This is a genomic window from Sphingobium sp. 15-1 (assembly GCF_013375535.1).
Lineage (GTDB): Bacteria > Pseudomonadota > Alphaproteobacteria > Sphingomonadales > Sphingomonadaceae > Sphingobium > Sphingobium aromaticivastans.
On sequence record NZ_JABXJG010000001.1, the window covers coordinates 3,231,405 to 3,252,440 of the forward strand.

Genomic DNA, 21,036 nt, shown 5'->3' on the forward strand with positions numbered 1-21,036 from the left:
CGCGCGTGAGCCTGCCTATTGTCCTTCGCGGCCTGTCTTTTCGGCCTCTGAACCTGATTCGCGTCCAAGTACGGATGCTGTCGCGACCGCTCCAGATTTTGGGCGCCATCGCGCTCGGCCTCGCCGCCGCGGCCTTGTTCGCGCAGATGGAGGGGGAGCGCGGCGTCCCGCCCATCGCCAGCGGCGGCGATTTCCAGGTGAGCCATGTGAAGGTCGACGTCTTCGCCAAGGATGCGGCCAGCGCCCGTCAGGCGGGGTGGCGGCTGGCGCAGCGGCGGGCCTGGCAGATGCTGTGGACGCGCACCCATGGCGGAACCGGCGCGCCGGGCCTGTCCGATTCGCAGCTTGAAGGCATGATTTCGGGCATCGAGATCGAATATGAACAGGCCGGGCCGAACCGCTATGTCGCGACGCTGGGCGTGATGTTCGACCGGGCGCGGACCGGGCAGGTGCTGGGCGTCACCGGCGCCAATGTCGTGCATTCGCCGCCGTTGCTGGTGATTCCGGTGTTGTGGGACGGCGGATCGGCCGTGTCCTATGAGCGGATCAATGAATGGCAGAAGGCGTGGGCGCGGTTCCGCACCGGAGACAGCGCCATCGACTATGTGCGCGTGGCGGGCTCGATTGCCGATCCCATCCTGCTGAATGCCGGGCAGATCGGGCGGCGCGGACGGCTGTGGTGGCGGGTGCTGCTCGACCAATATGGCGCGGCGGACGTGGTGATCCCCATCGCCCGGCTGGAACGCCAATATCCCGGCGGCCCCGTGATCGGCACTTTCACGGCGCGTTATGGCCCGGACAATTTCCTGATCGGCAGCTTTGCCCTGCGCGCGTCCAATGACAGCGCGATCCCGCAGATGCTGGACCAGGCGACGCAGCGGATCGACCAGCTTTACACCCAGGCGCTGAATGACGGCCGTCTGCGGCCCGACCCCTCGCTGATCATCGAGGAACCGGTCGATCCCGACGCTCTGGCCATCGAAAACGCCGCCGATCTGCCGGTGGAGACGCTGGATGCGCCGACGCCCGCGGTCACTTCCGGGAGCTTCTCGATCCAGTTCGACACCCCCGATGTCGGGTCGGTGGCGCAGGGCGAGGCGGCGGTGCGTTCCATCGCAGGGGTGCGCTCTGCCGCGACCAGCAGCCTGGCGCTGGGCGGCACGTCGGTCATGCAGGTGAGCTTCGACGGCACGGTCGACACGCTCCGCGCCGCGCTGGCGGCGAAGGGATATGGCGTGGCGGTGTCCGGCAATACGCTGCGCATCCGCCGGGGCGGGGCGACGGGAGCCGCCCCGGCCCAATGAGACAGATCAGCCTGCCGTTCGACCGGCCCATTCACGCAGGCTCCCAGGGGGGCGGTGACGAATTCCTGGTCAGCGACGCCAACCGCATCGCCGTCCGCCATCTGGAAAACTGGCGCAACTGGCCGCTGGCGATCAGCGTGCTGAGCGGGCCGTCCCTGTCGGGCCGTTCGACGCTGGGCCGCCATTTCGTCGCGATGAGCGGCGGTGCGGCGATCGACGACGCGCAGGGGCAGGACGACCGGACGCTGTTCAACGCCTGGAACGAGGCGCAAACGGAAGGGCGGCCGCTATTGCTGATCGGTGACATCCCGCCGGAGCGATGGCCGGTGACGCTGCCCGACCTGCGGTCCCGCCTTGCGGCCGCGCCGCATGTCGCGCTGGAGGAGCCGGACGAGGCGCTCGCTCGCGCGCTGATCGAGCGGTCGCTGGTCGTTGCCGGGGCCCAATATGCCGCCGACCTGCCCGACTGGCTGCTGCGGCGGATCGAGCGGAGCTATGCCGCCATTGCCGCCGTGACGCGCCTGCTGGACGAGGCGGCTTTGTCATCGGGACGTAAGATTTCTACCGCTATGGCGAAAGATGTCCTGCAAGATGCGGGATTTTTGCCTATAGTCCCGGACTGATCCTCCGGTTCAACAATGAGAGACATGTGGCCGAAGCTGACCCCTCCGCCAGCCTGACCCTGCCCAGCGACCGCTATTTCAACCGGGAGCTGTCCTGGCTGGCGTTCAACCAGCGCGTGCTGGAGGAGGCGATGAACCGGGCGCATCCCTTGCTGGAGCGGCTGCGCTTCCTGTCGATTTCGGGCGCCAATCTGGACGAGTTCTTCTCCGTGCGCGTCGCGGGCCTCAAGGGGCAGCAGTTGCAGGATGTCGACATGCGCTCCGCCGACGGGCTGACCCCGGCGCAGCAGCTTGCCGCCATCACCGAGGAGACGGCGCGGCTGATGGGGGCGCAGCAGAAGGTATGGGGCGCGCTGCACGACGAACTGGGGAAGGTGGGGATCGAAGTCATCGGCCCGTCGAGCGCTCTCGACCCATCTTGCGAACAATGGCTGCGCGAGCATTTTCTCGGCCAGGTCTTCCCGATCCTGACGCCGCAGGCGCTCGATCCCGCGCATCCCTTTCCCTTCATTCCCAATCAGGGGCTGTCGATCGTCTTCGACCTGGAGCGGCTGTCGGACAAGGAGCCGATTCGCGAGCTGGTGATGATCCCTTCCTCGCTCGCCCGCTTCGTGCGGATGCCGGGCGAAACGGCGCGCTACATGGCGCTGGAGGCGGTGATCCGGCGCTTCTCGGCCGATCTCTTCCCCGGATACCGGGTGCGCAACAGCGGCGTGTTCCGCATCATCCGCGACAGCGACATCGAGATTGAGGAAGAGGCGGAGGATCTGGTCCGCTATTTCCGCAGCGCCATCAAGCGCCGCCGCCGGGGCCGCGTGATCCGCATGGAGATAGAGGAGCGCATCCCCGAACCGGTCGAGGAGATGTTGCAGGACATGCTCCAGGGCCATGAGGCGATCATCGCGGAGGTCGAGGGTTTCGTCGGCATCGGTGACCTTTCCGGCGTGGTGGATGAGGACCGGCCCGACCTGAAATTCGAACCCTATGCCCCCCGTTTCCCGGAGCGCATCCGCGAATATGGCGGGGATTGCTTCGCCGCGATCCGGGCGAAGGACATCGTCGTCCACCACCCCTATGAAGCGTTCGACGTGGTGGTGTCCTTTCTGAAGCAGGCGGCCAGCGACCCGGATGTGGTGGCGATCAAGCAGACGCTCTACCGCGCGGGCAAGCAGTCCGCGATCATCCGCGCCCTGATCGACGCGGCGGAGGCGGGCAAGTCGGTGACCGCCGTGGTGGAACTCAAGGCCCGCTTCGATGAGGAGCAGAATCTGATGTGGGCCGACGCGCTGGAACGCGCGGGCGTACAGGTGGTCTATGGCTTCATCGACTGGAAGACCCATGCCAAGGTGTCGATGATCGTCCGGCGCGAAGGCGGACAGTTCCGCAGCTACTGCCATTTCGGCACGGGCAATTATCATCCTGTGACGGCGCGTATCTACACTGATTTGAGCTTCTTCACCGCTGACCCGGCTTATAGCCGCGATGCGGCGGCGCTGTTCAACTACATCACCGGCTATGTCGAACCGCAGCGGCTGGAAAAGCTGGTGATGTCGCCCCGCGACCTGCGTAACCGCCTGTGCGAGCTGATCGATGCGGAGATCGAGCATGTCCGGGCCGGACGGCCGGGAACCATCTGGGCGAAGATGAATTCGCTGGTGGACCCGGCGATCATGGAAAAGCTTTATGCGGCGAGCAATGCGGGCGTGCAGATCGACCTTATCGTGCGGGGCATTTGCTGCCTGCGGCCGGGCGTGCCGGGCATGTCGGAAAATATCCGGGTGAAGTCGGTCGTCGGCCGCTTCCTGGAGCATAGCCGCATCACCGTGTTCGGCAATGGCAAGGCGCTGCCGAACAATGGCGCCAAGGTGTTCATCAGTTCGGCCGACTGGATGCCGCGCAATTTCGACCGGCGCGTCGAGTTTCTGGCGCCAGTCGAGAATCCGACCGTGCACGACCAGATTCTCGACCAGGTGATGGTCGCCAACCTGATCGACACCGAGCAGAGCTGGGAACTGGATTGCGACGGCCAATATCATCGGGTCGAGGCGACCGACCGGCCGTTCAACCTGCACCGCTATTTCATGACCAACCCATCGCTGTCGGGCCGTGGCGCGTCGCTGGACAGCGGGGCGGTGCCGACCCTTCGCCTGCGCGGGCGGGCCTGAGGTCCATGAATTCCATGCTGAGCCAGGTCCGGGCGCTCGCCCCCGCCATGCAGCAGGCCAAGGCGCGGACGGCGATCATCGACATTGGCTCCAACAGCGTGCGTCTGGTCGTCTATGACGGGCCGCGCCGCATTCCCTTCATCCTCTTCAACGAGAAGGTGATGGCGGGGCTGGGCGCGTCGCTGGGCAAGACCGGGCGAATCGAGCCGGAGGCCATGGACAGGGGTCTGCGGGCCGTTGGCCGTTTCGCGCATCTCTGCCGCGAAATGGAGGTGCAGGAGGTGCGCTGCGTCGCCACCGCTGCCGTGCGCGACGCGGAAAATGGCGACGAGTTCATCCAGCGCGCCAAGGCCATGGGGCTTGACGTCGAACTGCTGTCCGGCGGGCAGGAGGCGATTGCGGCGGCGCATGGCGTGCTGTCGGGCATTCCGGGCGCGGACGGGATCGTTGGGGATCTGGGCGGCGGCAGCCTGGAGCTGGCGCGGGTGCGCGATGGCGCAGTGCATGAGACGGTTTCGCTGCCGCTGGGCGTGCTGCGCTTGTCGCAGATCCGGGCCAAGGGGCCGGCCGTGCTGGAACGGTTGGTCAAGAAGATGCTGGCCAAGGCGGGGTGGGAGGCTCCTGTGGACCTGCCCTTCTACATGGTTGGCGGATCGTGGCGCGCTTTGGCCCGGTTCGACATGGAGCTGACGCATTTCCCGCTGCCGGTGGTGCATCAATATGAAATGCTCGCCGGACGCGCCGAGCAATTGACGCGCATCGTGTCCCATGTCGACAAGGCGCGGTTCAAGGATATTCCCCAGATCACCGGATCGCGCGTGCCGACCTTGCCCAACGCGGCGGCGCTGCTGTCGGTGATCGTGCGGCAGTTGAAGTCGAGCCGGCTGGTGGTGTCGGCTTACGGTCTGCGCGAAGGATTGCTGTTCAGCGACCTGCCTTTGGACATTCAGGCGCACGATCCGCTGCTGATCGCGGCCGAGGCGGAGGGGGAGGCGCAGGCGCGCTTCACCGGCCATGGCGACATGATCGAACGCTGGATCGCGCCGCTGTTCCTGGAGGATGGCAGCGCCTGGCGGCGGATTCGCCGGGCGGCCTGCCTGCTGGCGGATGTCGGCTGGCGCGCCAATCCCGATTTCCGGTCGGAACGGGGCGTGGAGATTGCCCTGCACAGCAATTGGGTGGGCATCACCGCAGCCGAGCGGGCGATGCTTGCGCAGGCGCTGCACAGCAATTTCGGCGGCGGCGCGTCGACGCCGCCCGGCATCGAGCGGCTGGCCTCGCCCGAGGCTTTGCAGCGGGCGACCCTGTGGGGATTGGCGATCCGGCTGGGCCAGCGCCTTTCGGGCGGGGTCGAGGGGCCTTTGCTGGCGTCCCGGCTGGAGATGGAGGGCAATGTGCTGGAGCTGCGGTTGCGGGGCGTGGACGCCGACCTGTTCGGGGAAGCGGTGGAGCGGCGGCAGCGGCAATTGGCGCAGGCCATGGGCGTGAAGTACCGGCTGGCCTGGTAGGAACTGGCTTGGCGGTTTGGGGGGAGCGATCATTTCCCTGCAGATCTGCGCGAGGGGAGAAGACGGTTCGCTCCTGGCCGGTTGCTGCCGTTAAGCATAGTGTGCTCCTGCGCAGGCAGGAGCCCAGTCTCGCTCTGAGCGGATTATCGGACCGTCTGAACTGGACTCCTGCCTGCGCAGGACACGGTATATTTCAAGGAAAGGAGAAGGTCCGCAATCCACCCATTTCAACTTTCCCCAACTCATTTCCACCGGGAAGCATGGTTTACGCCTGGCCCGCCCCCTTGCCATGCAAGACCAAATCGCCATATTCTTCTGCATCATGAGCAGCATCACGACATCGGCACATCCCGCAATGATGGCGGGCAGGGATCAGGATGACCAGGGCGACGGCTCGGGCGGTCCCAATGTCGGCATCGCCACGCGCACCCGCACGCGGACGAAAAAGCCCTCGCTCTACAAGGTGCTGATGCTGAACGACGATTACACGCCGATGGAATTCGTCGTCCATGTCCTCCAGCAATTCTTCCGCATGGACATGGAGGAGGCGACCCGCGTCATGCTGCACGTCCACCAGCGCGGCGTCGGCGTGTGCGGCATCTTCAGCTATGAGGTTGCCGAGACCAAGGTGAACCAGGTGATGGATTTCGCCCGGCAGAACCAGCATCCCCTGCAGTGCACGCTGGAAAAGGCCTGAGAGTGTCATCCTCTCCATTGTGAGATGGGGAGGGATGTGAGGTTGGGCGCGCGGCAAGGATTAAATGCCTGAGCTGTTCCCCCCGCCACCCAACCACGCTAACATGCGCTGGTGACAAGGGACATTGAGCCTGCCGCCTATGACCTCGCCGTGATCGGCGGCGGCGTCAATGGCTGCGGCGTCGCCCGCGATGCCGCCGGGCGGGGCGCCAGGGTCTTGCTGCTGGAGCGGGGCGATCTGGCACAGGGCACCTCCTCCGCCTCCACCAAGCTCATCCATGGCGGGTTGCGCTATCTGGAGCATCGCGAATTCGGCCTGGTCCGCGAATCGCTGGCCGAACGCGAGCGGCTCTGGGCGATCGCGCCGCATATCATTCATCCGCTGCGCTTCGTGCTGCCCTGGGTGCCGGGCCTGCGTCCGCGCTGGCTGCTGCGCCTGGGCCTCTTCGTCTACGACCATATCGGCGGCCGCCGCGCCCTGCCGCCGACGGAGGGCGTGGACCTGCGCCGCCATCCCGCTGGGCAGCCGCTGAAATCCAGCTTCGGCAAGGCCTATATCTATTCCGACGGCTGGGTCGACGATGCCCGCCTCGTCATCCTGAACGCCCGCGACGCCGCCGACCGGGGCGCCGACATCCGGACCCGGACCGAGGTCATGCGCCTCGAACGGGAAGGCGGCGGCTGGACGATCCATGCGCAGGGGACTGACGGATCGGCGGCGCGCTTCCGGGCAGGCGCTGTAGTCAACGCGGCGGGGCCGCTGGTGCTCGACCTGCTCCATCGCGCCCATGGCGACACGGCACGCCATATGCGGCTGGTGCGCGGATCGCATATCGTCGTGCCGCGCCTGTTCGACCATGGCTTCGCTTATTTCTTCCAACTGCCCGACGGGCGCATCTTCTTCGCGCTGCCCTATGAGCGCGATTTCACCCTGATCGGCACGACCGACCGCGATCATGCCGGGCCGGTCGAGCATGTGCGGCCGGAGCCGGACGAAATCGCCTATCTCTGCGACGGGGCCAATCGCTATTTCCGCAAGGCGATCACGCCGCAGGATGTGCGATGGTCCTATGCCGGGGTGCGCCCGCTGATCGACGACGGCTCCGCAAAGCCGGAGGCGGCGACGCGCGGCTACCGGTTGGAGCTGGACGCGCCGCAGGGAGAAGCGCCGCTGCTCAGCCTGTTCGGCGGCAAGATCACCACCTACCGCCATCTCGCCGCCGAAGCGGTGGCGATGCTGCAACCCTTTCTGCCCAGCCTGTCGGGCGGCGACTGGACGGCGAAGGCGCCGCTGCCGGGCGGCGATTTCCCGATGCAGGGGCGTGACCAGCTCATCGCGGATCTGGGCTGCGACTATCCCTTTCTCGACTATGCCTGGTTGCAGCGCATCGCCTGCGCCTATGGCACTCGCGCCTGGGACTGGCTGGGCGCGGCGCAGGACATGGACGGGTTGGGGACTCATTTCGGGCATGGCCTGACCGAAGCGGAGTTGCGCTATCTGGTCGAGCGGGAATGGGCGGTGACCGCTGACGACATATTGTGGCGCCGGACCAAGCTGGGTCTGCGCCTGGACGCGCAGCAGAAAGCGCGCCTCGAACAGTGGCTGGAGGAGAGGGCATGAGCGAGCCGCGTATCGTGGTGCTGGACGAGGGCACGACCTCGACCCGGGCGATGCTCTATGCGCCGGACGGGCGGCGGCTGGGCATGGCGCAGGCGGAACTCGCGCAACATTATCCGCGGCCCGGCTGGGTCGAGCATGACGCGGCGGAGATTTGGGAGAAGACCCTGGCCTGCGCGCGCGAGATGGTGGCGCTGGCGGGCGGAGCGGACCATGTCGCCGCCATCGGCATCACCAACCAGCGCGAGACCGTGGTGGCGTGGGACCGGCAAACGGGCGAGCCGCTGGCCCCCGCCATCGTCTGGCAGGACCGCCGCACCGCCGATCATTGCGCCGCGCTGCGGGAGGCTGGGGAGGAGGGGGCGATCCAGCGCCGGACCGGGCTGGTGCTCGATCCTTATTTTTCCGCGACCAAGATGCGCTGGCTGTTGGATCACTCTCCTGCGGTGGCGGAGGCGGGTAACGCGCTGGCCTTCGGCACGGTGGAAAGCTGGCTGGTGTGGAAGCTGACCGGCGGCCTGCATGTCAGCGACGCCAGCAACGCCAGCCGCACCCAGTTGATGGCGCTGGACGGGACGCAATGGGACCGGGGATTGTGCGACCTGTTCGGCGTTCCCCCCGGCGCCCTGCCGGAGATCGTCGACAATATCGGCGCCTTTGGCGAGACGCGGGCGGAATGGTTCGGCCGGCCAATCGCGATCCGCGGATTGATGGGGGATCAGCAGGCGGCGACCATCGGCCAGGGTTGCCTGACGCCGGGCGACGCCAAGGCGACGTTGGGCACGGGCGCCTTCGTCCTCGCCCATATGGGCGGCGTCGTGCCGGTTTCGCGGCATCGCCTGCTAGGAACCTTGCTCTGCCGGTTGCCGGGGGAGACGAGCTATGCGCTGGAAGGATCGCTGTTCGTCGCGGGCAGCCTGATCCAGTGGCTGCGCGACGAATTGGGCCTGATCGCCACGGCGGAGGAAACGGAGGTGCTGGCGCGGTCCGTGCCGGACAGCGGCGGCGTCGCCATGCTACCCGCGCTGGCTGGGCTGGGCGCGCCGCACTGGCGGGCGGAGGCCAAGGGCATGATCCATGGCCTGACGCTGGGCACCAGGCGGGCGCATATCGTGCGGGCGGCGCTGGAATCGCTGTCGCATCAGATTCATGACCTGGCGGGCGCCTTCGCGGCGGATGGCGTGCCCTGGCGCATGTTGCGGGTGGATGGCGGGATGAGCGCCAATGACTGGATCGCCCAGGATCTGGCGGACATATTGAACCTGCCCGTCGACCGCCCCGCCGATGTCGAGACGACCGCCAAGGGGGCGGCGATGCTGGCGGCGGTGGGCAGCGGCTTGTTCCCCTCGCTTCCCGCCGCAGCGGCGGCGATGGGGGCGGGGGCGCGGCGCTTCGCCCCGGCCCTGCCCGACGAGCGGCGGACCGAAAGGCTAAGCGGCTGGCGGGCGCTGCTGGCCGCTTCCACATTTTCCCAAGTGTAAAATCATTATCGTGAGTATATTTTAACGATAAGCGTATAGGGCGGGGCGGAACATGCAGACGTCTCTTCGACATCTTTCTTCCCGCCTTGCGCCGGTCGCCCTGGGTTGCGCTTATTTTCTGATGGCGTCGCTGGCGCTGGTCAGTTCGCGCTTCGAAGGGGGGCTGGCCTTCATCTGGGGCGCCAATGCGCTGTTGATGGCCCATCTGCTGACGTCGCGCGCCCGCTCCTGGCCCTGGACGCTGATCGCCTGCGGCGTGGCGAGCGCCCTGTCGACGGCCTGGTGGGGCATGGGGCTGATCGCCGCCGCGCCGATGGCGGGCATCAATCTGCTGGAGGCGTTGATCGTCGCGCTGATCTGCCGCCGCTTTGCGCCGGGCGGGAAATTCGCCGGGTCGATGCAGCCTTTGTTCGTCTTCATCCTGGCGCTCTGCGGCCCGGCCAATCTGATCGCCGGCATGGCGGCGGCGTCGGTCGCGTCGACGCTGACTGCGGTATCCTTCGGCGCCGCCCTGCTGCAATGGTATACCGGGCATGTGCTGGGCGGGCTGACCTGCACGCCGATCCTGATGATGCTGATGCAGGGGGAATTGCGGCGCTGGTTCGGCCAGACCGCCCGTCGCGAAAAATGGGAAGCGCTGGGCCTGCTGCTGCTGTTCGCGCTGGCGACGGCCTATGTCTTCTACGTCGCGCGCTATCCGATGCTGTTCGCCCTGCTGCTGCCGATGGTCGCCATTGTCTTCCGCCAGGGCAATCTGGGCGCGGCGGCGTCGGTCATGATCCTGGCGATCATCGGCGGCATGGCGACCATGACCGGCCATGGGCCGCTGCACATGATCCCCGGCACGCTGGGCGAGCGGATGCAATATTTCCAGCTTTTCCTGGCCTTCAGCTTCCTGCTGTCGATGCCGATCGCGGCGGAGCTGAACAGCCGCCGCCGCCTGTTCCAGATGTTGCAGGAAAGCGAGGCGCGCTATCGCGCCATCGCGGAAAATAGCGGCGACGTCGTGCTCAACATCAGCGTCGCGGGGGTGATCGAATATGCCTCGCCCGCAGCGGCCGAACAGATCGGGTGCGCGCCGGAACTGCTGGTCGGTCAGGATGCCGCCAATCTGGTCGATCCGGAGGACCGGGAGCAGGTGACCGCGGCGCTGGATCGGGCGCTGGCCCGGCCGGGCGATGTGCAGACGGTGGAATTCCGCCCCTTCATCTCCGCCCAGGGCTCCGAATGGTGCGAAATGGTGGCGCGCGCGGTGGTCGACGAACGCGGCCTGCCCACCGGCCTTGTCAGCACGATCCGCGACATGTCCCGGCACAAGGCGCGGCAACGCGCGCTGCAGCAGGTGGCGGCGCTCGATTCGCTGACCGGGGCGGACAGCCGGCGCGCTTTCCTCGAAAAGCTGGAGGAGGAGATGCTGCGCGTCCGCCGCGGCGCGCGCGCCTGCCTGTTGCTGATCGACATCGATCATTTCAAGGCGGTCAACGACTGCTACGGCCATGGCGCGGGCGACCGCGTGCTGGCCGGTTTCGTCGAACGGCTGCGTCCGGGACTGCGCAGCGTCGACAGCATCGGCCGCCTGGGGGGCGAGGAATTCGCCATCCTGTTGAGCGGCACCGACGTCGCCCGGGCGAGCATGATCTGCGAACGGTTGCGCGAAATGGTGACGTCCCATCCGGTGCAGATCGATTCGGGCGAGATGATCGCAGTGACGTTCAGCGCGGGGCTGGTGGGGCTGGACGGGCAAAGCGACGATCAGGCGGTGCTGGAGGCAGCGGACAAGGCGCTCTACAACGCCAAGCATAGCGGGCGGAACTGTCTGAGGCTGGCGGCTTAGGAGAGCGGACGGTCTACTTCCGCCGTTTCCCAGAAACGCACCGTGTTCCTGCGCAGGCAGGAGCCCAGTCCCGCCGTTCGTGGATCATCGTACCGTAGGAACTGGGCTCCTGCCTGCGCAGGAGCACGGTGCACTTAATGTCCGCAACTGGCCATGAACGTCCCATGTCACACCATCGCAAAAATCAGGTGATGATATGTTGTAACTTTCCTCCGCCTCGCCTATGTAGCTCGCATCATGCCGATCAGCCTTCGCCAGCATCTGCTCAACGGTCGGATCGATCGCCTCGCGATCGCGCTGTCGGGCATGTGCGTGGCCCATTGCTTCGGCACCGCGGTGCTGCTGGGCGTGCTGGCCTCGGCGGGGGGATTTTCGAAAGCCCGATCTTCCATGAAGCCGGCCTGGTGCTCGCGATCCTGCTTGGCGCGGTGGCGCTTGGCCATGGCGCGGTGGCGCACGGTTTCATGATGCCCGCCGCCATCGGATCGCTGGGCCTGGGCATCATGGCGGGGGCGCTCACCATGGATCATGGCTGGCAGGAAAGCGCCTATACGCTGCTGGGCGTCGCGATCCTGGCGCTGGGGCACGACCTGAACCACCGCGCGGGACGATAGTCCCGCTCCAGCGCCGCGCATGAAAAAGGGGACCCGAAAGAGTCCCCTTTTCCGTTACCTCGATATTGGCTCAGATCGGCTTCCGGTCCAGCCGATGCTCGCCCTTCACCCAGCGCACCGTGCCAGTGCTGGCGCGCATCACGACGCTGTCGGTGGTGAGCTTGCCGCCGGGCAGCCGCTTGACCCCCGCGAGCAGCGATCCGTCCGTCACGCCGGTCGCGGCGAAGATGCAGTCGCCCTTGGCCAGTTCCTTCAGGTCATAAACCCGGTCGAGATCGGTGATGCCCCATTTGCGGGCGCGGGCGCGCTCGTCATCGTTGCGGAACAGCAGTTTGCCCTTGAACTGCCCGCCGACGCAGCGAAGCGCGGCGCAGGCCAGCACGCCTTCGGGCGCGCCGCCCGAGCCCATATACATGTCGATGTTGGTCTCGGGATTGGTGGTGGCGATCACGCCCGCCACGTCGCCGTCCGGGATCAGCATGATGCCGCAGCCAATGGCGCGCAACTCTGCGATCAGCTTTTCATGGCGCGGCCGGTCGAGCACGCACACGATGATCTCATGCGGGTCGACGCCCTTGGCGCTGGCGACGGCCTCGACATTCTCCTTCACCGCTTTGTTGAGGTCGATGATGCCGTCGGGCAGGCCGGGGCCGACCGCCAGCTTTTCCATATAGACGTCCGGCGCGTTGAGCAGTCCGCCTTCCTCCGAAATCGCCAGCACGGCAAGCGCGTTGGGACCGGCCTTGGCGGTGATGGTCGTGCCCTCCAGCGGATCGAGCGCGATGTCGATCCGCGGCCCGGTGCCGATCGCGTTGCCGACCTTCTCCCCGATATAAAGCATGGGCGCCTCGTCGCGCTCGCCTTCGCCAATGACGACGGTGCCGTCCATATAGAGGTCGTTGAAGGCCAGGCGCATCGCTTCGACCGCTGCGGCGTCGGCGGCCTTTTCGTCGCCGCGCCCGATCAGCTTCGATGCGGCGATGGCGGCCGCTTCGGTCACGCGCACCATCTCCAGCACCAGCACGCGATCCAGAATCGAGCTTGCCTGTACCATGTCGTTTCCTCTTCAGCCGCTATTTTGGAAAGCGCGATAGGATGTCGCTTGGCCATTGTCGAGGGTGTGCTTTTCGCGCCGCCGATGCAACGGAAGCGCGTCTGTCGCGTTCGCAGCAGGACAAGACCAAGGGCCGCCCCGATGATCCTCCTGCTGATTGCCGCCAGCCTTTCGACCCAATCCGACGGCATGCCTCGCCGGATGGCGCGACTCCACCCGGCACCCTGCCAGGCCGTGCCGGCGCTTTGCCTGACGGAACCGGGCGTGGAGGGACCGCGCCTTGGCCCCAGCGCCGCCCTGCCGGGCGACGGCAAGATGGCCGCCTATCGCTTCGATGCGCGGCCTTGCCGGATCGTCGGCAATATGGATTGCCCCAAGCGCGCCCATCGCCGGATCTTCCGCCTGGGCGAACCGATAGGCCAAACGTTGGCCCGGAGTTTCGGGCTGGATTGAGTGCGGGTGTGGGACGGAATGGGTGGATTCAGGACATTCCCCCTCCCGCAGGCGGGAGGGGGCTAGGGGGTGGGCTGGCGCGACATCAGCGTGAATTTTCAACGGCTAAGCTGGAAGCTCGCTGCGCTCGCACCCACCCCTAACCCCTCCCGCCTGCGGGAGGGGAATGTCTTGGATTGGCCAATTCCAGTCCCACGCCGGACACCCCACGGCACATCAATCCAGAATATGCATCACCATCGGCGTCTGCAGCAGGCTGTCCGACCCGGCCAGCCGGTCCAGTGTCTCGCGCACGCAGCGTTCCTCGCCCGCATGGGTGACGATCGCCACCAGCACGCCGTCGGCCTGATTGGCGCCGCGCTGGATCATGCTCTCAATCGAGACGCCCGCGTCGCGGGTCGCCGCCGCTATCTCCGCCAGCACGCCGGGGCGGTCCTGTACCTTGAAGCGCAGATAGGCGCGACCGACGCGCTTGCCAGCATCGGCGGGCTTCTGCTGCGCCAGCGCCGCGACCGGCATGGCCAGCGCGTCGCCATATTCGTCGCGCGCCACGTCGATCAGGTCCGCGACCACCGCCGAAGCGGTCGGCCCGTCGCCCGCGCCGCGCCCCTGGAAGAAGAGGCGGCCGACGAAATTGCCCTCCGCCACCACGGCGTTCAGCGATCCGTCGACATGGGCGAGCGGATGGTCGAGCGGAACCAGCATCGGATGAACCCGCTGGAACAGCCCTTCCGGGCCGTTCTCCGCCATGCCGACCAGGCGGATGCGGTAGCCCAGCGCCGCCGCTTCCGCGATGTCGGCGGCGATGACATGGCGGATGCCGGTGGTCGCGACCGCATCGAAATCCAACTCCGTGCCGAAGGCGAGGCTGGCGAGGATGGTCAGCTTGTGCGCGGCGTCCACGCCGTCAATGTCGAAGCTCGGATCAGCCTCGGCATAGCCCAGTTCCTGCGCTTCCTTCAGCACCTCGTCGAAACCCCGGGCATTCCCGGATTCTTTGGCCTTCTCCATGGTGGTCAGGATGTAATTGCAGGTGCCGTTGAGGATGCCGTAGACCCGGCTGATCTCGTTCGCCGCCGCGCCTTCGCGCATGCCCTTGATGACCGGGATGCCGCCCGCGACCGCCGCTTCATATTTGAGCGCCACGCCCGCCTTCTCCGCCAGGGTGGCGAGGTCCAGGCCATGATGGGCCAGCATCGCCTTGTTGGCGGTGACGAAGGGCTTGCCGACGGTCAGGCACTGGCGGGCGAGAGTGAGGGCAGGGCCGTCCGCCCCGCCGATCAGCTCCACCACCACGTCGATGTCGTCGCGGGTCGCCAGCGTCGTCATGTCGTCCACCCATTCATAGGGGGACAGGTCGACGCCGCGGTCCTTGTTGCGATCGCGCGCGGAAATGGCGACGATCTGGATCGGGCAGCCCGCCCGCCGGGCGATCAGGTCGGCATTGGTCTGAAGCAGCCGAATGACGCCGCCGCCCACCGTGCCGAGGCCGACGAGCGCGACGCGCAGCGGGGCATGGCGGTGCAGATTGGTCATGGCTTCTCTTCATCCTTCCTGATCATGCGAAGCCGCGCTGATAGCGGCCTCTGCGCGTCTGTCCAAGGAAAAGGAACCGCCCGTCGACCCGAACCGCCGCCCCGCCCGCGCGATCAGCGAACCCCGCGAGTCCGGCCGCATGAGCCCAGGGCGTTCAGGACCACCTGATAATCGGCGCGGGCCGCCTCGGCATCCTGCGGCGACAGGGCGCGCACCGACCGGGCCGGCAGCGCGCCGGGCAGGCCGCAGGCAAGACGATACCAAAGCAGGCTGCCGCGGGCCGGGGGGCGGGCGGCTTCGTCGACGATCTCGCCCAGCGCCACGGCCCAGCGCGGTTCCTGCCCGGGACGGCGCAGGATGGAGAGCGACACCGGGTCGCCATTTTCCGTGCGCAGGAAGATCTGCGTCTCGCCCTCCCCGGCGATCGTGCCCGCGACATGGAAGGCGTCGCCCAGGCCCGTGATGCGCGGCGGCGCGTTATTGGCGACCAGTTCGGACAGGATCGCCCTTACCCGCGCGATTTCGGCGGGAGAGGCGATGATCTGCGCGTCGCGCGCGACGAGTTGAATCTCGCCGGGGCGGGCGCCTGGCCGGGCAAAGAGGATGACCTGCGCCTTCTTCAGCTTGGGCATCTTGCCCCGCGCATCGAGCGGCGCGTCGAAAAGATAGCGGACGGTCGGACTGATTCCCCCCTCGCCGCGAATCAGATTGGCGACATTCGCCTCGACATAGACCCTCTGATACCCCGCCGGGACGGTGCCGGCCTGCCCCGGCTTCAATTTGATGATGTTGCCAATCCGCGCCTGTGCCACCAGCGGCGCGGCGTCCGCGAGGTCCGCAATATCGGCGTAGGAGGGGCCCGCTATCCGTTCGGATGGTTGCGCAGCGATGGAGCCGGCCGTCGTCTGAGCCGCGGAAATCTGCGATTGTGCGGCGGAAATGAGGCAGAGAAGGGCCAGCTTCCGCAAGGGCATGGTGGATTTGTTTTTCATCTTCGTCCTAATGATGGCAGTCCGTGACATGTTTGTCACATGCAAGTCTTTCTGGTGTGTAATGGCGGTCGCAAATGATCATATCGATAAAGCGTTTGCGTGCCACGATGCGCCGCGATAGGAGTTCGCACGGTAGCAAATGGACGGATAGGGGCCAAGATGACCGGGGTGACCCGGCCAGCTCGGGCCGTTTTTGGCTTATTTGCCGATAATCAACTGGTAAAGCTGAGTTAAGGAGTGTCGTTGCCGAATGGCCTATGCTGACCACTCGCAAGGATCGAGTCGCACAATCTCGATCATTATCGTCGCCCTGATTCACGCTGTTCTGGGTTATGCCTTCGTCACCGGTCTTGGCATGAAATATGTCAAAAAGGCGGCGGAACAGCTGAACGTGATCGACGTGAAGGAGGAACCGCCGCCACCGGATGAGGAGCCGCCGCCGCCCCCGCCGGATCAACCGATTGAACCGCCGCCGGTCGTTGCGCCGCCGCCGATCGTTCAGACCCCGGCCCCCGCACCGCCGATTCAGACGGTTCGGACTCCGCCGCCGGTCTTCAACCCGGTTCCGGTCGCTTCTCCGCCGCCGCCTGCTCCGCCGCCGCCGGAGGTTCCCGCCTCTCGTGCGTCTCCGCGCAGCAGCCCCGGCAGTTGGCTCAGCGACGCCGACTATCCGAGTCGCGCGCAGCGTGAAGAACGCTCGGGCACGGCCGGGTTCCGGCTGGAAATCGGTCCGGATGGTCGCGTGACCAACTGCACGATCACCTCTTCGACCGGCCATGCCGACCTCGATGAGGCGACCTGCCGCCTGTTGCCCAAGCGCGCGAGGTTCAAGCCCGCCGTCGCAGCAGGGGGTGGTCCGATGTCGGATACGTACAACGGTCGTATCACCTGGCGTCTGCCGGAATGATTTGAAAGGGCAGGCGCGCGCCTCCTGATGACGGGACGCCGCCTGCCCCTTGTTATTGATCCTTTGAGAGGGAAGTCTTGAACATGTTGATGTCTATCGCAGCGGCCGCCGCGCCGAAGTCGGAGAACCCGTACGGCCTGATGGAAGCGCTCCAGCAGGGCGGCACCATCGCCTGGACCGTTTTCATCATCCTTTGCGGTATGTCGGTCGGTACCTTCTACATCCTGTTCACCAAGCTGATCGAACAGCAGAAGGTGATCAACCAGGGCAAAAAGGTTCGTGCGACCTTCTGGCGCGCCGCTTCGCTGAAGGAAGGCACCGCCAAGCTCGAAAAGAATTCGGCCTACAAGCAGATCGTCGACGACGGCATCAAGGCCCAGGAAGAACACACCAAGCTGACCGACCCGGTCGAAGCGCATGACTGGCTGCACGGCTCGCTGGCGCGTTCGGAAGCCGCGATCAACTCGAAGCTGAACGGTGGCCTGGCGTTCCTCGCGACCGTCGGTTCGACCTCGCCGTTCATCGGTCTGTTCGGTACGGTTATCGGCATCTACCGCGCTCTAATCAAGATCGGCGCCGCCGGTCAGGCCTCGATCGACGCCGTCGCCGGCCCGGTCGGTGAAGCTCTGATCATGACCGCCCTGGGTCTGGCCGTGGCCGTTCCCGCGGTGCTCGCCTACAACTTCCTGCAGCGCCGCAACAAGTCGATCTCCGAGCAGCTCGCCGGCTTCACCGTCGACCTGCTGGCCTATCTGGTGTCGAACGGCGCCGTGAAGCCCGCGATCGCCGCTGCCCCGGCCGCCGCGGCCGCCAAGCCCGCCGCTGCCCCGACCAAGGCCTGATAGGCTGAGATGCCGGCAAGGGGGCCGGCGGCGGCTGCGACGCCTGGTCCCCTTATCGGACGTGGGTCCCGAAATGCCGGGGCGCCCTCGACAAGCATGTTAGGAAATAATCAATGGCAATGAGTGTTGGCTCTGACGGCGGTGAAGACAAGCCGATGTCCGACATCAACACGACGCCGCTCGTCGACGTCATGCTGGTGTTGCTCATCATCTTCCTCATCGCGGTCCCGGTCGTCGTCCAGACGGTTCAGCTACAGCTTCCCAAGGTCGCGTTCGAGCCGACGACGACGAAACCGGAAAACGTCTCCCTGTCGATCACGCAGGCTTCCGATGGTAGCTGTGCGGTCTACTGGAACCTGACTCGGGTGTCCTCCGACGAGCTGCTCGACCGCGCGGTCGCGAAGCTGGAAGCGGACATCAAGAAGGCGGGCGGCGTTGAAAATATGACGCCCGAGGATCTGCCCGAAGTGCATATCCGCGGCGACATCAACGTCCCCTATCGGTGCATCGGCGGCACCATCTACACGATGCAGCGCGCCGGTTTCCCGAAGGTCGGCTTCATCTCCGAGCCCGAACCGGGCACGACGACCCGCCGGCTTTAAGTTAATGTTCTTTGTTGAGGCATTTTCGAACCGAATGGCCGTCAGGCGGCCATTCTTGAAAATGCTCTAGGAGTATCGCCATGGCAATGAGTGCCGGAAGAGACGATGGCGAACCGATGGTGGAAATGAACACGACGCCGTTGATCGACGTCATGCTCGTTCTTCTCATCATGTTCATCATCACCATCCCGATCCAGACCCACGCGGTCAAGATCGACCTGCCGCAGAACGCGCCGCCGACCGACAGCGTCATCGACCCTGTCAAGAACAAGGTGGCTATCGATCCCAGCGGCATCATCACCTGGAACGGTTCGGCCATCGACCTGCTGACCCTGCGTCAGTATCTGCAGCAGTCGCTGCGGTTGCCGGTCGAACCGGAACTGCAGTTCCAGCCCAACGCGGCGACCCGCTATGTCGTGGTCGACCAGGTGCTGGCGGAGATCAAGCGTGCTGGCGTGACGAAGCTGGGCTTCGTCGGCAACGAACAGTACGGCAAGTTCTAAAGGTCATCGGGACCGGGTTCCGGCGGGCAATGCCGGCCCCGGTTCGGAAAAAGGGCATGCGCATCGGACGGGAACAGGCCGTCGGCGTCTGATGGATCATCGGACGCTGACGGGTTCCCAAGGATCGAATACGCCGCCGCCGTCTGGCCGGGAATGTTCGACTTCCCGTTTCCGGGCGCGGGCTGGGGTGACGCAATCGGCCTTGAGATGCGCTGACTTGAACGGGGGGCTGCTTCGGCGGCCCCTTATTTTATGCTCGGGCTGGTCCGGATTAATGCTTTCTTCACCGTGACGGGCGATGATGGCGAAGGTCAAATCGGCATTGGATCATGGGCGCTACAGTTCAGACAAACCCGTATCGCGGCAATAATCGTCTGGCGGACCGCCGCGCGATCGTGATTGGCGTTCGGGTCCGCCGGCCCGGCGAAACCTGGTTCAAAAGCTACATCACCGACGTTTCGGAAGTCGGCTTCCGTCTGAAAAGCTTCATGAAGCTGACGGCGGACGATGATCTGTGGATCATGCTGCCCGGTTTCGAAGGCCGTCGCGCCCGCGTATTGTGGAGCCGGTCCCATGAGTCCGGCTGCGTTTTCGAGCGGCCGCTGCATCCGGCCATTCTCGATCATATCGTCAAAATCAGCCAGTAGGCGCCTTCATGACGGAGCGTCCGAAGACGGCGGCGCAATGGCTAAGTTTTCAGCCATTGGCCTTGATCGCACAATCACAGCGGTTTTCCGCAAAAGCGATGCGATAACAAAAAACTAGAGTGCGCGACCTGCGTCAGATTTAACGCAGCGCGTTCTATGCCCAGGGCCTGATCGGAAAGCCAAGCTCCTGCATGCGTTTATTATCCGTTCGCCCTGAGTCCGTCGCAGGGCTCAGCCCGACCAGGGCGGGGTCGATCCCGATTGTACGCACCAGCCTCTAATGCCCGTCATGTCCTTCAGCCAACGCCTCCAGCACATCGTCCAGCCGCGCCGGATCGCCCAGCGCGATCACCCGCCCGTCGCTGTCATGGGTCAGCGGATCGCCCGCCCAATCGCACATGCGCCCGCCTGCGCCCTCGACCACCGGGACCAATGCCGCCAGGTCGTGCAGCTTCAACCCCGCTTCAACCACGACATCGACATGGCCTGAAGCGACCAGTCCATAATTATAGCAATCGCCACCCCAGACCGTGTCCCGGCACTGCCCCGCCAGCCGCGAGAAATGCTCCCCCGTGCAGCCGGGGAAAAGCTGCGGCGCGGTGGAGGCCAGGATCGCCTGATCCAGATCGCGGCAGGCCCGGCTGGTCACCGGCTTGCCGTTGAAGGTGGTCGGCTGTCCCATCATCCCGGCCCAGCGTTCGCCGGCGATCGGCTGGTCGATGATGCCGATGGTCGGCCATCCCGCCTGCGTCAGCGCCACCAGCGTCCCGAAGATCGGCCGCCCGGCGATGAAGCTGCGCGTCCCGTCGATCGGGTCGAGAATCCACACCCGCTCCGCATCTTCCCGCGTCGCGCCATATTCCTCCCCGATGATGCCGTCGTGCGGCCGCTCCTTCTCCAATATCGCGCGGATCGCGGCTTCGGCGGCGCGGTCGGCCTCGGTCACGGGCGATTTGTCGGATTTGAACTCCATGTCGTAGCGCGCACGGAAAAAGGGGCGGATCGCCGCGCCGGCTGCATCGGCAAGGCGGTTGGCAAGCGCCAGATCATCGCGGGTCGTCATATTCCTTCGCCTAGCGATAATGGAACTGAAAGGCTAGGCTAAGCCTCCCCGATTCCCGCGGCATTCTGAAGCCGGTTCGAACGACAGAGGACTCGCGGAACGCGGGAACAGAAGCATCAGGAGGGACGAGATGCCCGGTTCACCCGTCATCCCAGGCCTGCGCTACGCCGATGCGCCAGCCGCCATCCGATTTCTCTGCCAGGCCTTTGGCTTCGAAGTGCGCGCCTGCTACGAGGATGAGGCGGACCCCCTTATCGTCCACCATGCCGAACTGGTGCTGGGCGAGGGCATGGTGATGCTGGGCAGCGCCCGCGACGGGGAAGGGGAGTCGCTCTATAGCTGGACCACGCCAAGGGCATTGGGCGGCGTTACCGCCTGCCTCTATGTCGTCGTGCCCGACGCCGACGCCCATTGCCTCCACGCGCGCAACGAAGGGGCGGTCGTGGTCCAGGAACCGCATGACAATATCGGCTATCCCGGCCGCGGCTATGAGGCGCTCGACCCCGAAGGCCATGTCTGGAGCTTTGGCACCTACGATCCCTGGAAGGTTTAAGTTTCGGTCACTTCCGCCGTTTACTGGTGAGGACGAGGGAG

General features: G+C 65.8%; 19 protein-coding genes and 1 pseudogene. 16 read left to right on the forward strand and 4 right to left on the reverse strand.

From position 1 onward, the window contains the following. Window positions 1-74 precede the first annotated feature (74 nt). From HUK72_RS15465 to HUK72_RS15505, 9 genes and pseudogenes are all read left to right on the forward strand, one after another. The gene (locus HUK72_RS15465; protein ID WP_176597882.1) at window positions 75-1,304 is read left to right on the forward strand and encodes a heavy-metal-associated domain-containing protein; all 1,230 of its coding nucleotides are present in this window, start codon (window positions 75-77) and stop codon (window positions 1,302-1,304) included. Then, window positions 1,301-1,927, forward strand: a complete 627-nt coding sequence (locus HUK72_RS15470) for a chromosomal replication initiator DnaA (RefSeq protein ID WP_176597511.1) — start codon at window positions 1,301-1,303, stop codon at window positions 1,925-1,927. The genes HUK72_RS15465 and HUK72_RS15470 overlap by 4 nt, the downstream gene beginning before the upstream one ends. Window positions 1,928-1,953: 26 nt before the next feature. Next, on the forward strand, window positions 1,954-4,092 hold the full coding sequence (locus HUK72_RS15475; RefSeq protein WP_176597512.1) for an RNA degradosome polyphosphate kinase: 2,139 nt from the start codon (window positions 1,954-1,956) through the stop codon (window positions 4,090-4,092). A 5-nt stretch (window positions 4,093-4,097) separates the two neighbouring features. After that, entirely contained in the window at window positions 4,098-5,600 is a 1,503-nt protein-coding gene (locus HUK72_RS15480) for a Ppx/GppA family phosphatase (RefSeq protein ID WP_176597513.1), read from the forward strand. 289 nt (window positions 5,601-5,889) lie between these two features. Further along, the gene (gene clpS, locus HUK72_RS15485; RefSeq protein WP_176597514.1) at window positions 5,890-6,297 is read left to right on the forward strand and encodes an ATP-dependent Clp protease adapter ClpS; all 408 of its coding nucleotides are present in this window, start codon (window positions 5,890-5,892) and stop codon (window positions 6,295-6,297) included. Between the two features lie 111 nt (window positions 6,298-6,408). Further along, a complete protein-coding gene (locus HUK72_RS15490) occupies window positions 6,409-7,917 on the forward strand; it encodes a glycerol-3-phosphate dehydrogenase (protein ID WP_176597515.1) in 1,509 nt (502 codons plus the stop codon). Then, window positions 7,914-9,395 (forward strand): glycerol kinase GlpK, encoded by a 1,482-nt coding sequence (locus HUK72_RS15495; protein ID WP_176597516.1) that lies wholly within the window; start codon window positions 7,914-7,916, stop codon window positions 9,393-9,395. The genes HUK72_RS15490 and HUK72_RS15495 overlap by 4 nt, the downstream gene beginning before the upstream one ends. 52 nt (window positions 9,396-9,447) lie before the next feature. Beyond that, entirely contained in the window at window positions 9,448-11,229 is a 1,782-nt protein-coding gene (locus HUK72_RS15500) for a sensor domain-containing diguanylate cyclase (RefSeq protein WP_176597517.1), read from the forward strand. A 237-nt stretch (window positions 11,230-11,466) separates the two neighbouring features. After that, window positions 11,467-11,843: pseudogene (locus HUK72_RS15505) on the forward strand (MerC domain-containing protein). 70 nt (window positions 11,844-11,913) lie between these two features. On the opposite strand, the gene glpX reads toward HUK72_RS15505, so the two are convergent. Continuing rightward, window positions 11,914-12,897, reverse strand: coding sequence for a class II fructose-bisphosphatase (gene glpX / locus HUK72_RS15510; protein ID WP_176597518.1), 984 nt, complete (start codon window positions 12,895-12,897; stop codon window positions 11,914-11,916). Window positions 12,898-13,038: 141 nt separating this feature from the next. On the opposite strand from glpX, the gene HUK72_RS15515 reads away from it, so the two are divergent. Continuing rightward, the gene (locus tag HUK72_RS15515) at window positions 13,039-13,350 is read left to right on the forward strand and encodes a hypothetical protein (RefSeq protein ID WP_176597519.1); all 312 of its coding nucleotides are present in this window, start codon (window positions 13,039-13,041) and stop codon (window positions 13,348-13,350) included. Window positions 13,351-13,566: 216 nt separating this feature from the next. On the opposite strand, the gene HUK72_RS15520 is transcribed toward HUK72_RS15515, so the two are convergent. Next, window positions 13,567-14,886, reverse strand: coding sequence for a homoserine dehydrogenase (locus HUK72_RS15520; protein WP_176597520.1), 1,320 nt, complete (start codon window positions 14,884-14,886; stop codon window positions 13,567-13,569). A gap of 113 nt (window positions 14,887-14,999) precedes the next feature. Beyond that, window positions 15,000-15,878, reverse strand: coding sequence for a hypothetical protein (locus HUK72_RS15525; protein WP_176597521.1), 879 nt, complete (start codon window positions 15,876-15,878; stop codon window positions 15,000-15,002). A gap of 250 nt (window positions 15,879-16,128) precedes the next feature. Between HUK72_RS15525 and HUK72_RS15530 the strand changes: the two genes are divergently transcribed. The 5 genes from HUK72_RS15530 (at window position 16,129) to HUK72_RS15550 (ending at window position 19,379) form a co-directional block, all read left to right on the forward strand. Further along, on the forward strand, window positions 16,129-16,785 hold the full coding sequence (locus HUK72_RS15530) for an energy transducer TonB (protein WP_087575162.1): 657 nt from the start codon (window positions 16,129-16,131) through the stop codon (window positions 16,783-16,785). 83 nt (window positions 16,786-16,868) lie between these two features. After that, entirely contained in the window at window positions 16,869-17,627 is a 759-nt protein-coding gene (locus HUK72_RS15535; RefSeq protein WP_066560014.1) for a MotA/TolQ/ExbB proton channel family protein, read from the forward strand. Between the two features lie 113 nt (window positions 17,628-17,740). After that, a complete protein-coding gene (locus HUK72_RS15540) occupies window positions 17,741-18,229 on the forward strand; it encodes a biopolymer transporter ExbD (protein WP_176597522.1) in 489 nt (162 codons plus the stop codon). An 80-nt stretch (window positions 18,230-18,309) separates the two neighbouring features. Beyond that, on the forward strand, window positions 18,310-18,732 hold the full coding sequence (locus HUK72_RS15545; RefSeq protein WP_066560011.1) for a biopolymer transporter ExbD: 423 nt from the start codon (window positions 18,310-18,312) through the stop codon (window positions 18,730-18,732). A 329-nt stretch (window positions 18,733-19,061) separates the two neighbouring features. Further along, window positions 19,062-19,379: a PilZ domain-containing protein gene (locus HUK72_RS15550; RefSeq protein ID WP_176597523.1), complete on the forward strand. Its 318-nt coding sequence runs from the start codon at window positions 19,062-19,064 to the stop codon at window positions 19,377-19,379. A 277-nt stretch (window positions 19,380-19,656) separates the two neighbouring features. Here HUK72_RS15550 and hisN read toward each other — a convergent pair whose 3' ends face one another. Then, window positions 19,657-20,442, reverse strand: a complete 786-nt coding sequence (gene hisN / locus HUK72_RS15555; RefSeq protein WP_176597524.1) for a histidinol-phosphatase — start codon at window positions 20,440-20,442, stop codon at window positions 19,657-19,659. 130 nt (window positions 20,443-20,572) lie between these two features. Here hisN and HUK72_RS15560 point away from each other — a divergent pair, with 130 nt between their 5' ends. After that, window positions 20,573-20,995 (forward strand): VOC family protein, encoded by a 423-nt coding sequence (locus HUK72_RS15560; RefSeq protein WP_176597525.1) that lies wholly within the window; start codon window positions 20,573-20,575, stop codon window positions 20,993-20,995. Window positions 20,996-21,036 lie beyond the last annotated feature (41 nt).